Here is a 12,891-nt window from a genome sequence, read left to right as displayed (position 1 = left end):
TTTATCTTACTCAAGATTTCAATCTTGTAGCTCAACTAAAAAATGAAACAAGTATCGAAATACTTATTTCATTCGCATTCTGTTATGTACAGCTTGGCTTAAGGTATGACTATCGACATATTCAAGTTCGCCACCCTGTGGTACGCCTTGTGCAATACGCGTCATTTGGATCGGTAAATGTTTCGTCGCCTCAACCAAATAATGCGCTGTGGCCTGACCTTCTACCGTTGCATTGGTCGCCAAAATCACTTCTGTTACTTTACCATCGCCTAAACGCTGGATTAGATAAGGAATGCCGATCTCTTCAGGCCCAATACCATCAAGTGGAGATAAATGCCCACCCAATACATGGTACTTACCGCGGAAACTGCCACTTTGCTCAATCGCCATCACATCTGCGGGAGACTCAACCACACAAAGGAGTTGATCGTCACGTTCATGCGAGATGCAAATATCACAAACTTCGTTTTCAGTCAGTGAGTGACACAAACTGCATTCGTGAATATAGCTGGTGGCTTCGTTTAAAGCATGTGCAAGACCCACAGCCCCTTCACGATTTTTCATAATCAGATGAAGCGCCATGCGCTGAGCCGATTTCGGCCCAACACTTGGCAAAATACGTAAAGCTTGTACCAGTTGATCAAAACGATCGCTAAACACTATACGTATTCCTTAATTAGAATAAACCAGCAAGACCCGGTGGTAAGCCTGCACCTGAGTTCGCAGCTTTCATCCGCTCTTCAGTGATTACTTCGGCCTGACGTGCAGCATCATTCATTGCCGCAGCAATTAAGTCTTCAATCATATCTGCATCATCTTGCAATAATTCAGGATTGATTTCGATACGTTTTACCACATTGCGGCAAGTCATCGTCACTTTAACCAAACCACCACCAGCTTCAGCATGCACTTCAGTTTGCGCAAGCTCTTCTTTGGCTTTTTTAATGTTGCTTTCCATGTCTTTTTGCATGCGTTGAGCTTGCTGCATTAACATATTAATGTTCATTAAAATCTCCGAACATAAAATTAAAAAATTAGATTAAGTCTAAACCACGTGTGATATCGCGAATAATATCATCAATATCTTCTAAACCAACAGAAACACGAATTAAACCTTCACGAATTCCTGCGGCTTGTTTCGCTTCTGGTGAAAGTTTGCCATGGGTAGTCGTTGCAGGATGGGTAATGGTCGATTTGGCATCGCCCAAGTTACCTGTAATTGAAATAAACTGAGTATTGTCAATAACAGTCCATGCCCCTTCGCGCTCGCCTTTCACTTCAAAAGAAACGATCCCACCAAAGCCTGTTTGTTGCTTCGCTGCAAGTTCATGCCCAATATGCTCTGGTAAACCTGCGTAATACACTTTTTCGACTTTCGGGTGTGTATTTAAGAATTCTGCTAGCTTTTGCGCACTTGCTGAATGCTCACGCATACGTAAACGTAGAGTCTCTAAGCCTTTTAAGAATACCCATGCATTGAAAGGACTCATTGAAGGCCCTGTAGTACGCACATAACCAAATACTTCTTCGAGTAGTTTATAACTACCCACTACTGCACCACCAAGAGCACGACCTTGACCGTCCAAATACTTCGTCGCTGAATAAATCACCAAGTCCGCACCAAACTCAATTGGACGCTGCAAAACGGGTGTACAGAAACTATTATCAATCGCTAAAAGTGCGCCATTGGCATGTGCGATATCAGCAAGTGCTTGAACGTCTGCCACTTCAGCCAAAGGATTCGACGGAGACTCAACAAAGAGCAATTTAGTTTCAGGCTTAACGGCATTTTTCCATGCATCTAAATCTGTTAAATCGACAAAGTCGACAGTTACACCAAACTTAGCCACATATTTTTCAAACAAAGATACGGTCGAACCAAATACCGCACGTGAACAAATCACATGATCGCCCAGTTTTAAAAATGACATTGCCACGGCCATAATTGCGGCCATACCCGAACTGGTTGCCACTGCACGTTCTGCACCTTCTAAAGCTGCAAGGCGTTTTTCAAACATTGCAACAGTTGGGTTGGTAAAACGCGAGTAGATGTTCCCTGGCTCTTGACCTGAAAATTTTGCTGCGGCCTCTGCTGCATTTTCATAGACAAATGATGAAGTTAGAAAGATAGGTTCGCCATGTTCTCCCTCGAAACTACGCGTATGCCCAGTACGAATGGCTAAGGTATCTAATTGGTATTCAAATTCGTCTTGTAGGCTCATGGCTCTGGTTCAGTCGACAGACTGCCTTTGTAAAGAATTGCCAACATTTTGAGCGTCTAGGCTATTTAAGGTCAAGGTAAAATACGCGAATATTGATTAGACTTCGATCAAACTTTCTGCTTATTTGAGATCTAAGACCTATATGCACGCTTTAAAAACTAAAATTTCAATACATCAAAATAAATTAAAGAATCTTTCTACGCGCATTTTTAATGGAAAGTCACTCATTTTGTCGCAAAGCACGGCTTATGAAGTGATTGAAACATTTGATCTGACCCAAATTCGCTATTACGCGCCTGAAGTGCGTAAATATAAAGAACCCTTAGTTTTTGTGGTCCCGCTAGCCATCAATATGTCTATTTACGACCTTTATCCTTATCGCTCGCTGGTGAAGTACTTCCAACAGCAAGGCTTTGCCGTATATGTGATTGATTGGGGGAAATTAAATATTCATAACCGTCATTTTAACTTTCTGACGTTTATTGATCATTATATTCCACTCTGTATACAAAGCATTTTAAAACATAGTGATAGCGAGCAAATTTCCCTGCATGGCTGGAGTATGGCTGGCATTTTCGTGACCTTGTATACCGCCTTACATCAACCCAATTTTGTGAAAAATTTAATGGTTTTAGGGAGTCCAATAGACAGTTATAAATCTGGGCGAAATGGCCAGTTCTTTGCATATCTCAATCGAATCATTTCAAAAAGCAAAGCATTACAACAACAAATTTATCAGGGCAAAATACCGAAGCGTCTGCTTCATACCTCTGGAGGGTTAAATACTTTTGGTTTTAAAATCATTGATCCTATCGGCTGGTTTCAAAGTCATAAGAATCTACTGCTTAATTTAGATGACCATGAAGCCTTGTATGAACATGCCACCATCGGCGGTTTTCTCAATCGTATGATTGATTATCCCGGAGGCATCAATCAAGACATGCTTTTTAATGTTTGGCTGCGTAATCCACTCAAAACTGGACTAATCACATTAAATGAGAAAAGCATTGCTTTAAAAAATATACAGTGCTCATTGCTTGTGGCTGCGGGCACAACAGACCAACTTGTTACAGCAGAGGCAGCTCAACCATTAACCCAATTGACAAGTAGCACCGATGTCACGTTTACTCTTATCCCAGGGGGACATTTAGGACTGATGTCGAGTAAGCGTAGTGCCGATGAATTTTGGCCACAACTGGCTCAGTGGTTAAGTGAACGTTCAAGTAAAATTTAAATACTAAGGTTTGACATGATTCAGTCAGTTGCATTTATCGGTCTAGGCGCCATGGGTTATCGCATGGCATCACACTTACCTAAACACTTTGAACACGTGTGGGTATGGAATCGCAATTTTGATAAAGCAAAACAACATGCAGAAGCCTATGGCACGCAGGCAGTGGAACTTGCGCAAGCCGTTCAGGCCGATGTAGTCTTCTCTTGCCTTCCAACCAGTCAAGATATTGAAGACTTACTTGCGCAAGTTGAGCTTAAAGCAGGCAGTATTTGGGTCGATTGCACCAGCGGTGTACCCTCTTCTGCAAAAAAAGTAGCTGAACAACTTAAACAACATGGTGTGGACTTTTTAGATGCACCTGTGAGTGGTCAAACTATTGGCGCTGATAATGCAACCCTTACGGTTATGATCGGTGGTGATACAGCTGCTTTTGAACGCGCATTACCAGCCATTCAAGCGTTTGGTAAACTGATTAAACACGTGGGCGAATCGGGTGCTGGTTTTGCAGTTAAAGCCGTAAACAATATGCTTTTGGCTGTGAACCTCTGTGCTGTTGCCGAAGGGTTTACCACCCTAAAAGCCCATGGCGTAAACTTAAACGAAGCATTAGATTGCATTAATGCGTCTAGTGGTAAAAGTGGCGTAACTGAAACTGTTTTACCACAGCGCATTCTCAACCGCAGCTTCCCGCTTACTTTTGCACTCCCTCTATTAGCAAAAGATACGGGCATTGCCGTTGATTTAGTCCGCGAAGCAAAACTATCCGCACCTGTGATTGGACTGGCTCAAAGTTTAATTCAAACTGCTAGTGATTTATCTGAAGCAGACAGCGATTTTTCTTCAGCAGTTAAACTATATGAGTCATGGAGCAAAATTACTTTAGAGTAATGCTTATCATAGTCAGTCATACTTTAACTTTAATCATAAGTTAAGCTATTCCGATGGCCGAACAAAAAGCCTCATAAAGAGGCTTTTTGTATATTTCTAATTTTATTGACATTTTTATTCATTAAGTGTCTGACTACATATTTAAAAGCCATACGTTGTATCGGACTAAGTTCTTGTTGGTGCATATTATAAAAATCATCTGGGCTAGCAAATAAACCGAAATCTTGATTAATCCCCTTGTCTTGGATAAAAGTATCATTCAAATTCCAATCGATAGGTGGATTTTCAAAGTTCTCGGTAAATACCCCAAAACCACAAAAAATTTTTGTTTGATGCTTATTTATACTTTGTAATTTTTCTAGATAAAGTCGATCAAGAATTACACCCTCCAAAATATACCATTGTCCATTCACATGAACTTCGACCCAACTATGCAAAATATTCTTGGGCGATAACTTATACCAAATGCCTTTGATTGCACCTTTTTGTAAGGCTTTATCGATGGTAAACCCATGTATCCGAGTGGCTTCAACCACCGCTCGGAGTAACGCCATCAATAACGTTGCTTTGGTATTACACTGACCATAACCGTCGCTTAAGACTTGAGATGCCTGTATCGTATCTCCCGTGTTATAGCCAAATTGAACTTCATCACGAACAAAGTTATAAATATTCCTCACCTTATTAACTTCATCAAGATCTCTCCATTTGCGCTGTTCAATCAAATTTTGAATCGATGGATGGTAATAATCTAAAATCGGCGTCTGTTCTAATAGCCTTAGCATACTCAGCTCTCCAATAATGAATAACTTAAAAAAACTCATTGCTAATCGTAAAAAATTCCTGAAATAGAATTTGAGATGAGGCGAATATTAAAGGTTAAAAAAGCTGACGCACCGAAGCACTGTGGCCCTCTCAATGAAATCTAAAAATATTAGAGCCTAAGAAAAGTTGTAAAAAATAGACTAAATTACATAAAAAACTTAAATATCCATTTCTATCCACCATCTTAAAAGCTATTGATATATATAAATTTTATGTATTATATGCAGCAATTATGAAGTAAAATTACAATTGAGTAAGAACTCACCATTGAATAAACAGAACAAACCCCTATAAAGTAATAGTGTGACTACATACAATGTTACAAACTGAGGAAATTCTCATGAAAAAGTTGACTGTAGCGGTTTTTGCCAGTCTTGCAACATTAATCGGGGCGCAAAGTTTTGCGGCATCACCTGAGCAAGAGTGTCAAAAATTAAAAGATGATCATGATGTCATTTATGCATCTAAAGGTTTCTGTTTTAAGGACCCTGAAGCGAAAGCAAAATTTGGCAATGATAATTGCTACACCACTAAACCGAAATTCTCTGAAAAAGAGCAACAACGTCTTGACGCGATTAAAGAACGTCAAAAAGAATTAAACTGTAAGTAAATCAGTTTAAGCGAAACTTAAGGAATAGACATGGCTTACGATGAGCAAAACATTTTTGCACGAATTTTACGTGGTGAACTTCCAGCCATTAAAGTATATGAAGATGACCAAGTTCTTGCATTCATGGATATTATGCCTCAAGCAGACGGTCATACTTTAGTCATACCCAAAACACCTGCAGTAACTTTACTCGACCTCCCTGCCGATGCTGCTGCCTACACCATTCAAGTGGTACAAAAAGTAGCAAAAGCCATTGAAGTCGGTTTGGATGCCCAAGGCATTGTCCTCATGCAACTGTCTGGAGCTGCTGCTGGGCAAACCGTTCCCCATGTACATTTCCACCTCATTCCGAGTTCGGTACATGAGCTAGGTAAGCATGCGTTGCAAATGGGTGATCAAGAAAAAATCAAAGCACAAGCAGAAAAAATTCGCGCTGCTTTGTAATTCCATCCATTCAATCAAGGAGCTTCGGCTCCTTTTTTAGGTCTAAAAATAAATAAGATCAATAATCTAAGTTCTCAAAATCAAGCTTAACAATTTATCGCGGAAATGCATTTGACATTGACTTGTTTAATATTTTTGTAATATTCCCTTAATATTAATGACTTATTTGTAATCAATAATGAGCGCCAAGAGACAGAAGTCTGATGAATAAAAAGACGACTGAATAACCTTTTATAGACGAATCAACAAAAAGTCTTTCTTGGAGCTACACATGAAAAAAACACTTTGCGCATTAGCAGTTGGGGCAACTTTACTTACACCAGCTTTAGCGATGGCTGCTGACGTAAAAATTTATGGCCGTGCGCATGTTTCTTTAGACTATCTAGATGATGGCGCTGACTATAACGAAGTTGGAATCTCTTCAAACTCTTCACGCTTAGGCTTCAAGGCTGAACAAGAGCTTGAAAATGGCATGACTGTATTCGGCCAAATTGAACAAGAAATCAATTTCGCAAGCGGTTCATCAAATAGCGACCTTGAGTTTGCAACACGAGATACTTTTGTAGGCTTAAAAGGTGACTTCGGTCAAGCACGTGTGGGTCGTTTTGACAGCCCATTCAAGGCTGCACGCGGTCCAATCAACTTCTTTGGCGACATGGTTGGTGACGTACGTAACGTAACACGTGTAGGTAACTTGAAGTTTGATGAGCGTAATGCAAATACTATCGAATATAAATCACCTAAATTTGGTAATGGCTTCAATGTATTAGGTGCACTTTCTTTACATGAAGCAAATAGCCCAGATGCAACAAAAGATGGTGCTAAAGACAAAGATAAAGCTTATGACTTAGCTTTAACCTATAAAGAAGGTAACGTCGACTTCGCTGCTGCATACGAACACTATGAAGAAGAAGCAACTAGCGGTGAGCGTGATGGTTTCCGTATCGCTGGCGCATACAAAATCACCCCTGACTTTAACTTAGGTGGCATGTACCAATTCCTACAACATGACAACTCTACAGTTACTCCTGATGCACAAGTCTTTGGTGTAGCGGGTGAATACAAGTTTGCTCCAAAAACTTTAGTACGTGGTGAAGTATTCTACCGTGATGTCGATGCAGATGATGCAAACTCAACATTACTCGCTGTTGGCCTTGAGCACCGCCTAGACAAAGCAGTTCGTTTATACGGTAACTTGGCAACGGTTATTAATGATGACAAATCAAACCTAACCCCTTGGAAAGAAGGCCGTACAAACAGCGTAAGCGGTGTAGCGGGTGAAAACAGTCTTGGTCTTTCTCTAGGAATGCGTTACGACTTCTAAGTTAGCGCTCCCCTAAAAATTAAAAAACACGCTTCGGCGTGTTTTTTAATCTAGAATTTCAAGTAATAAAAAAGCCATTCTAGGATGGCTTTTTTATTGTGAATTTAGCGTTTTAAAAAACCCGAAACCAAGTTCAATACCTGTTGGATATCCGCGTTGGCTTCTTGAGGATTGGTTTGTCCTGCTTGCGGGGTGAGTGAATCAATAATTTGCGGTAATACTTGTGAAATAGCACTATATACATCTTGTTTAGGTGCATTCGCTTGCTCTGCAACTTGCTCCACCGCGGCATCATCAAACAAGTTTTGCACTTGCTCTGGATTTACACTGGCATTTTCTCCTGGCCCTGTTGAAACCCAGTCCTCGACCTGACTGCTTAAACCCTGTCCTTTGAGTTTATCTAAAGCTGCTTGCAAACCACCTTGCTGTTGAATCCATGCCAAAATCAAAGGCAATACCGCAATCAATAAACTTTTCCCACCGCCTGCAAATCCTGAGTTCTGCGAGTTTGGCATCTGTTGTGACTGTCCACCAGTCAAACCGCCCAACACCGAACCTAAAATATCGCCCAGACCACCCTGTTGTGTTTGGCCTGTACCACCCGCCCCGAGTTGTCCAAGCACCGAACCCAAAATTCCACCCAAACCACTTTGTTGGTTTGACTGTTGCTGACCGCCCATGGCCTGCTTTGCTAAAATTTCTATAATATTATTCAGGTTCGTCATCACTTTATCCTTTCTAGGTTTTTTAAACAGCATACGATGTTTAAAAAAACCCTATAGAAATAAATTGTTAATTTTTGCTATGAATGGAAAAATACAGTCGCAGTCAAATCACCAACGGAATTTATTCCAGTTTTCAGGATTCGCCCAAAACTTTGAATTAAACCAGTCAGGCACATGCTTATAGGTCAAAATATTAAATTGCCATAAAGCAAAGTCTTTACCATGCGTCGTTTTATCGATTAGTTGAGTAAAACCTAAAGCACGAAGTAGTTGTTCATCCTGCAATTGACTCACCACCACAATACGCTTTGCCATCAAATCTCTTAAACGCACCAATAGTTGTGATTTTTGTTGTGAGCTTATATTTTGCATTTCTGCCGTATCAAAAAGCACAAAACCTAAATCATAGCGCTGGGTAAAAGGCAGACTTAAAAAGTCAGATACGCTAAAATATTGCCATTGAATAGATTGATGATGATTTGGGCTGAGATCCTGCCCAATGCACAATGCAGTTGAAATAGGCTGTTCTTGAGATAAATCGTCTAGCATAGAAGTAATGACGTTCAGTTCAGCCATAACCGCATCCTTAATATTGAGTGAGTAATTCTGTATGGAACTTCAAGGCATTTGCCATAAAATGCATGCAGGTCTTAAGGACCTTAGTGTAACTGATCAACATACACACAAGGCAAATGTTGAATATAAATTTATCCTAGATCGTTCAGAAGTTGACCTTCCTTTTAACTTGGGTCAAGAAATCGAGATAGAATGGACTGGTAAAATCTTCTGTGTTTCATGTGGTGCTAAAACATCTAAATCGTTTTCACAAGGCCATTGCTTCAAGTGCTTTAAAACCAAAGCCTCTTGTGACATGTGCATCATGAAACCTGAAACCTGTCACTACCACTTAGGCACCTGCCGAGAAGACAGCTTCGCGCATGAAGTTTGCTTTCAGCCTCATATTGTTTATTTAGCCAACTCAAGTGCCCTAAAAGTTGGGATTACAAGGATTAGCCAAATGCCAACCCGTTGGCTCGATCAAGGTGCAACCCAAGCCCTTCCAATTATGAAAGTCGGTTCGCGCCGTCTTTCAGGCCAGCTCGAAATTATGTTTGGCACACAAGTGGCAGACAAAACCGATTGGCGCAAATTACTCAAAGGCGAAGCTGAACCACTCGACTTGATTGAAGTTCGCGAACAACTCATCGAAGAATTTGCACCTAAAATCCAAACCATTCGTGAGGAATTTAGTCAAAATCTTGAATTCAATGAAACAGTTGACCTTTTGGAAACTGAACTGCCACGCGAGTTTGTTTATCCAGTTGAGCAATATCCTGAGAAAATTAAATCCCACAATCTGGATAAAACCCCAGTTATTCGCGGTAAGTTACAAGGGATTAAAGGTCAGTACCTGATTTTAGATACGGGTGTGATTAATATTCGTAAATATTCAGGTTATGAGCTCAAAATCCGTGCCTAAAGCTACTTACCCTTAAGTAGAATTTGACTATCTCTATACATAAAAAAACCTGCACGAATGCAGGTTTTTTTATAGCGTGCGATTATTTAATTTTCGCATGTGCTTTTAAGTATTGCACATAATCTTCAGCTTCTTGCTGACCACGAAGTTGTTGATATAACTTCGAAAGCTCAGCCAACTGCTCATCCGTCAATGCACTAGACGTCGTCTTGTTTACGTTTGATACCGCGACCACCACCATTTCTGTTGGCAATAATGCTGTTGTTACAGACCACTGTCCTGCTTTTGGTGCCGCTTGGCTAAACGCCGCACGCTCAACTGCACGCGGTAAACCTTGTGAACGAATAAACACTTGCGGTGCAGTAAAGGCTAAGCCACTCTTGGCAACAACTGATGCTGCTGGTTGAGTTTTAAAGTCTTTTAAACTTTGAGCAATTTTGGCTTTAGCAGCATCATAAGCTTTTTGTTCAACCAATTTTGCTTTCACACGTGGTGTTGCTTCTTGAAGAGTTTGGACACCTGCCGCATGATAATCACGTACTTTTGCCCAAACCACATCCCCATTCGGAAGTTGAATGCTGCTGGTCGCGTTACGATCACCGTTTTTAACGTCATCATTAAACAGTTTCACTTTTACCGCGGCATTACTTAATACAGGATGCTGTGTAGATAAGGTCATGCCTTTTACAGTTTGAACTTGTACACCTTTAACTTCTTGAGACACCACGTCTAAAGCATCTGAGTCTACAACCAGTTCATTTAAACTGTTTACAGTATCAGAGAATGCATTGGCTGTTTTATTCTTCTGAACTTCCTCAGTCAAACGTGCTTTTTCATTTTCAAAAGATGGCAACTTCACAGCTGGTGCATCAGTTTCAATGACATGGTAACCAAATTCAGTTTTTACAGGCACTGACACTTGACCCGATTTAAGCGATGCTACAGCTTGGTCAAAAGCATCACCAAAAGTGCCTTTGTTATAAACGGCTAAAGCACCACCATTCGCTTTAGATGCAGTATCTTCAGAGTATTGAGCCGCAGCTGCAGCAAAGCTTGTGCCTGCTTTAATTTTTGCAACAACTTCTTCTGCACGTTTTTTTGCTTCAGCATCTGTACGTGCATCCGTTGTAATCAGAATATGTTTAACCAAAGGCGCAACATTATCTTTTTGTGCTTCAACAAACTGTGTATAGGCTTGCTGCAACTCCGCATCTGTAACAGGTGAAGCAGCAGCCGGCACATTGGCTGGTGTTAACAACACATAGTCAACATCTACACTTGCCACTTGTTTAAACATGGTTGGGTGTTGCTTGTAATAGTTTTCAATCTCTTGTGCTGAAACCTTGACGTTCTTTTTATATTCATCAAGATTTACATTGGCAAACTGCACAGTACGCTGTTCTGTTTGTAAGTTAGCGATTTGTTGAATATCTAGTTTACTCACCAATGCATAATCAACAAAAGTCGAACGCATCATTTTTAATGCATGGTCTTGACGTAAGTTTGCAACGAGCGCATCACTACTCATACCCACAGACTGCAAATAGCTTGAATAACGCGTTTCTGAAAATTTTCCATTTTCTTGAAAACTTGGCTGTTGAGCAATCATCTGTTCAATTTGAGTATCACTAAGTGAAATGCCCAGCTTTTCAGCCTGTTGCAATAACAAAGTATTTGCGATCAGTTGGTCCATCGCTTTATCTTTGATAAAGCTTTGGTTCAGTAAAGTTTCATCCCCATTGGCATAAGCTAAGAATTGTTCTTTAAAGGAAGCGGTTAAGGTCTCTAATTCCTTTTCAGAAATATCTTGGCCATTGACTGATTTCACAGCGTCTTTTGATCCGCTACTAAAATATCCTTCAATACCTACAAGTGCTAAAGGGGTCAAAAACAAAATGAGCAAAGCCTTGCCCAACCAACCCTTAATAACTTTACGAAAAGATTCCATAAGTATTCCAATATTTTATTTGCCCGAGATTTTAACTGAAAAGCAGCAATGAATGAATGTGTTATCGACACATTTTCTAATGTTTAATAAAAAACGCGCCGAAAAGGCGCGTTTAGTATTTATTTAAAAGATTAAGCAACTGAATCTTTTAAACCTTTACCAGCTTTGAAGCTTGGTACTTTGCTTGCTTTAATTTCTAAAGTAGCACCAGTTTGTGGGTTACGGCCAGTACGTGCAGCACGTTCTTTCACATTGAAAGTACCAAAACCAACAAGTGTAACTGTATCACCAGACTTAAGCGCTTCAGTGATTGAAGCAATTGTAGCGTCTAAGGCCTTACCAGCATCAGTCTTAGACAATCCCCCTTTCTCTGCAATTGCATCAATTAATTCTGATTTATTCATGTGGATCGCGTCCTCTTAATATCGTTTATTTAAGGTCCAAAAATTTAGTATAAATTACCGTAACGCCTTTATAGCAATGCTTTAGGTGAAAACGCAATACTCTGTATATGCTTTTTTGGAAAATAAATCACAAAAAAACGTTGAAAAAGGTACAAAAGCACAACCAGATCACTTTTTATTCACTTTTTCGTTTAACTTCTTATTTTCTTCAATCAAAACATCGATTTTATCATTAAGTTGAAGAATCAGGTTTTCTAAGTACTGAATATCTTTCACCGTGACCAATCCAATCCGGTTTAAGGAGTGATTTACCCCGCGATCTACAATCTTCTCAACCTTGTCTTTAGTATCCGTCACCGATTCACGCGCTTTCTCAGATACCTTTTCAACCGTTTGGTCAGCAATTTCAGTGGTTTTAGATTCTAACTCTTCGCCGACTTGGACCAAGGAGTCAAATAATTTATTCCCTTCTTCCTCTGCACGTGAAAAAGCACCCAAACCCGCTAACCAGATTTGCTTGGTATACTTTCTAAAATCCAAACTATTTTTACGGTGAAAATGATGCTTAGTTTTTGTTTTTTTTAGTGTTTCATCTTCTGGCGAAATATCATCCAACTCTATATCTGCTTTTTCCATTAGCACCATCTCCTGCATGATTTATGTGCAAAAACATCCAAAAAATCTTATAGATTGCACTATACTAGCAAATATTAGACTTGATCGATTTGTAAAACTGTTCTACAAAGCATCTTTATTACATTTTTATTTTTAAGTCTGAAGTTTTTGC

The 12,891-nt window shown here is 39.9% G+C and carries 15 protein-coding genes; 6 read left to right on the top strand and 9 right to left on the bottom strand.

Annotated features, from left to right (window positions below; all coding sequences use genetic code 11):
- Positions 1 to 63: 63 nt before the first annotated feature.
- Genes recR through ACSC9N_RS07725 form a run of 3 tightly spaced genes read right to left on the bottom strand, consistent with a single transcriptional unit; the run spans position 64 to position 2,222 of the window.
- Positions 64 to 660, bottom strand: coding sequence for a recombination mediator RecR (recR, locus tag ACSC9N_RS07735; RefSeq protein ID WP_010326778.1), 597 nt, complete (start codon positions 658 to 660; stop codon positions 64 to 66).
- A 16-nt stretch (positions 661 to 676) separates the two neighbouring features.
- Positions 677 to 1,006: a YbaB/EbfC family nucleoid-associated protein gene (locus ACSC9N_RS07730; RefSeq protein WP_004697049.1), complete on the bottom strand. Its 330-nt coding sequence runs from the start codon at positions 1,004 to 1,006 to the stop codon at positions 677 to 679.
- A 28-nt stretch (positions 1,007 to 1,034) separates the two neighbouring features.
- Positions 1,035 to 2,222, bottom strand: a complete 1,188-nt coding sequence (locus ACSC9N_RS07725) for an O-succinylhomoserine sulfhydrylase (protein WP_010326779.1) — start codon at positions 2,220 to 2,222, stop codon at positions 1,035 to 1,037.
- Positions 2,223 to 2,364: 142 nt separating this feature from the next.
- Between ACSC9N_RS07725 and ACSC9N_RS07720 the strand changes: the two genes are divergently transcribed.
- Together ACSC9N_RS07720 and ACSC9N_RS07715 are read left to right on the top strand one after the other, a co-directional pair.
- The gene (locus ACSC9N_RS07720; RefSeq protein ID WP_010326780.1) at positions 2,365 to 3,456 is read left to right on the top strand and encodes an alpha/beta fold hydrolase; all 1,092 of its coding nucleotides are present in this window, start codon (positions 2,365 to 2,367) and stop codon (positions 3,454 to 3,456) included.
- Between the two features lie 15 nt (positions 3,457 to 3,471).
- A complete protein-coding gene (locus ACSC9N_RS07715) occupies positions 3,472 to 4,344 on the top strand; it encodes an NAD(P)-dependent oxidoreductase (protein ID WP_010326781.1) in 873 nt (290 codons plus the stop codon).
- 71 nt (positions 4,345 to 4,415) lie between these two features.
- Here ACSC9N_RS07715 and ACSC9N_RS07710 read toward each other — a convergent pair whose 3' ends face one another.
- Positions 4,416 to 5,129 (bottom strand): transglutaminase-like domain-containing protein, encoded by a 714-nt coding sequence (locus ACSC9N_RS07710; RefSeq protein ID WP_029575034.1) that lies wholly within the window; start codon positions 5,127 to 5,129, stop codon positions 4,416 to 4,418.
- 380 nt (positions 5,130 to 5,509) lie between these two features.
- Here ACSC9N_RS07710 and ACSC9N_RS07705 point away from each other — a divergent pair, with 380 nt between their 5' ends.
- The 3 genes from ACSC9N_RS07705 (at position 5,510) to ACSC9N_RS07695 (ending at position 7,547) form a co-directional block, all read left to right on the top strand.
- Positions 5,510 to 5,779 (top strand): YARHG domain-containing protein, encoded by a 270-nt coding sequence (locus ACSC9N_RS07705; protein WP_004697032.1) that lies wholly within the window; start codon positions 5,510 to 5,512, stop codon positions 5,777 to 5,779.
- A gap of 30 nt (positions 5,780 to 5,809) precedes the next feature.
- Entirely contained in the window at positions 5,810 to 6,223 is a 414-nt protein-coding gene (locus ACSC9N_RS07700) for an HIT family protein (protein ID WP_004697031.1), read from the top strand.
- Between the two features lie 271 nt (positions 6,224 to 6,494).
- Positions 6,495 to 7,547, top strand: coding sequence for a porin (locus tag ACSC9N_RS07695; protein WP_010326783.1), 1,053 nt, complete (start codon positions 6,495 to 6,497; stop codon positions 7,545 to 7,547).
- Between the two features lie 104 nt (positions 7,548 to 7,651).
- Here the strand turns inward: ACSC9N_RS07695 and ACSC9N_RS07690 are convergent, their stop codons facing one another.
- Positions 7,652 to 8,272, bottom strand: a complete 621-nt coding sequence (locus ACSC9N_RS07690; RefSeq protein ID WP_010326784.1) for a YidB family protein — start codon at positions 8,270 to 8,272, stop codon at positions 7,652 to 7,654.
- Positions 8,273 to 8,380: 108 nt separating this feature from the next.
- Positions 8,381 to 8,848 carry a DUF6231 family protein gene (locus ACSC9N_RS07685; RefSeq protein WP_004697025.1) on the bottom strand — a complete coding sequence of 156 codons (468 nt, stop codon included), beginning with the start codon at positions 8,846 to 8,848 and terminating at the stop codon, positions 8,381 to 8,383.
- Positions 8,849 to 8,882: 34 nt separating this feature from the next.
- On the opposite strand from ACSC9N_RS07685, the gene ACSC9N_RS07680 reads away from it, so the two are divergent.
- A complete protein-coding gene (locus ACSC9N_RS07680; RefSeq protein WP_010326785.1) occupies positions 8,883 to 9,752 on the top strand; it encodes a DUF2797 domain-containing protein in 870 nt (289 codons plus the stop codon).
- An 82-nt stretch (positions 9,753 to 9,834) separates the two neighbouring features.
- Here the strand turns inward: ACSC9N_RS07680 and ACSC9N_RS07675 are convergent, their stop codons facing one another.
- From ACSC9N_RS07675 to ACSC9N_RS07665, 3 genes are all read right to left on the bottom strand, one after another.
- A complete protein-coding gene (locus ACSC9N_RS07675; RefSeq protein ID WP_010326786.1) occupies positions 9,835 to 11,700 on the bottom strand; it encodes a SurA N-terminal domain-containing protein in 1,866 nt (621 codons plus the stop codon).
- A gap of 131 nt (positions 11,701 to 11,831) precedes the next feature.
- The gene (locus ACSC9N_RS07670) at positions 11,832 to 12,104 is read right to left on the bottom strand and encodes an HU family DNA-binding protein (protein WP_004697018.1); all 273 of its coding nucleotides are present in this window, start codon (positions 12,102 to 12,104) and stop codon (positions 11,832 to 11,834) included.
- Between the two features lie 168 nt (positions 12,105 to 12,272).
- A complete protein-coding gene (locus ACSC9N_RS07665; protein ID WP_010326787.1) occupies positions 12,273 to 12,740 on the bottom strand; it encodes a phasin family protein in 468 nt (155 codons plus the stop codon).
- Positions 12,741 to 12,891: the final 151 nt, after the last annotated feature.

Origin of the sequence: Acinetobacter sp. PC34 (assembly GCF_051789135.1) — a bacterium.
Lineage (GTDB): Bacteria > Pseudomonadota > Gammaproteobacteria > Pseudomonadales > Moraxellaceae > Acinetobacter > Acinetobacter johnsonii.
The sequence above is the reverse complement of the archived record's forward strand: the minus strand, read 5'-3'. Positions and strand labels throughout refer to the sequence as shown.

Bases quoted from the DNA above. Each gene is read 5' to 3' on its own strand.
- ACSC9N_RS07730 (WP_004697049.1), bottom strand. From the start codon at position 1,006: ATGAACATTAATATGTTAATGCAGCAAGCTCAACGCATGCAAAAAGAC.
- ACSC9N_RS07725 (WP_010326779.1), bottom strand. From the start codon at position 2,222: ATGAGCCTACAAGACGAATTTGAATACCAATTAGATACCTTAGCCATT.
- ACSC9N_RS07720 (WP_010326780.1), top strand. From the start codon at position 2,365: ATGCACGCTTTAAAAACTAAAATTTCAATACATCAAAATAAATTAAAG.
- ACSC9N_RS07715 (WP_010326781.1), top strand. From the start codon at position 3,472: ATGATTCAGTCAGTTGCATTTATCGGTCTAGGCGCCATGGGTTATCGC.
- ACSC9N_RS07710 (WP_029575034.1), bottom strand. From the start codon at position 5,129: ATGCTAAGGCTATTAGAACAGACGCCGATTTTAGATTATTACCATCCA.
- ACSC9N_RS07705 (WP_004697032.1), top strand. From the start codon at position 5,510: ATGAAAAAGTTGACTGTAGCGGTTTTTGCCAGTCTTGCAACATTAATC.
- ACSC9N_RS07700 (WP_004697031.1), top strand. From the start codon at position 5,810: ATGGCTTACGATGAGCAAAACATTTTTGCACGAATTTTACGTGGTGAA.
- ACSC9N_RS07695 (WP_010326783.1), top strand. From the start codon at position 6,495: ATGAAAAAAACACTTTGCGCATTAGCAGTTGGGGCAACTTTACTTACA.
- ACSC9N_RS07690 (WP_010326784.1), bottom strand. From the start codon at position 8,272: ATGACGAACCTGAATAATATTATAGAAATTTTAGCAAAGCAGGCCATG.
- ACSC9N_RS07685 (WP_004697025.1), bottom strand. From the start codon at position 8,848: ATGGCTGAACTGAACGTCATTACTTCTATGCTAGACGATTTATCTCAA.
- ACSC9N_RS07680 (WP_010326785.1), top strand. From the start codon at position 8,883: ATGGAACTTCAAGGCATTTGCCATAAAATGCATGCAGGTCTTAAGGAC.
- ACSC9N_RS07675 (WP_010326786.1), bottom strand. From the start codon at position 11,700: ATGGAATCTTTTCGTAAAGTTATTAAGGGTTGGTTGGGCAAGGCTTTG.
- ACSC9N_RS07670 (WP_004697018.1), bottom strand. From the start codon at position 12,104: ATGAATAAATCAGAATTAATTGATGCAATTGCAGAGAAAGGGGGATTG.
- ACSC9N_RS07665 (WP_010326787.1), bottom strand. From the start codon at position 12,740: ATGGAAAAAGCAGATATAGAGTTGGATGATATTTCGCCAGAAGATGAA.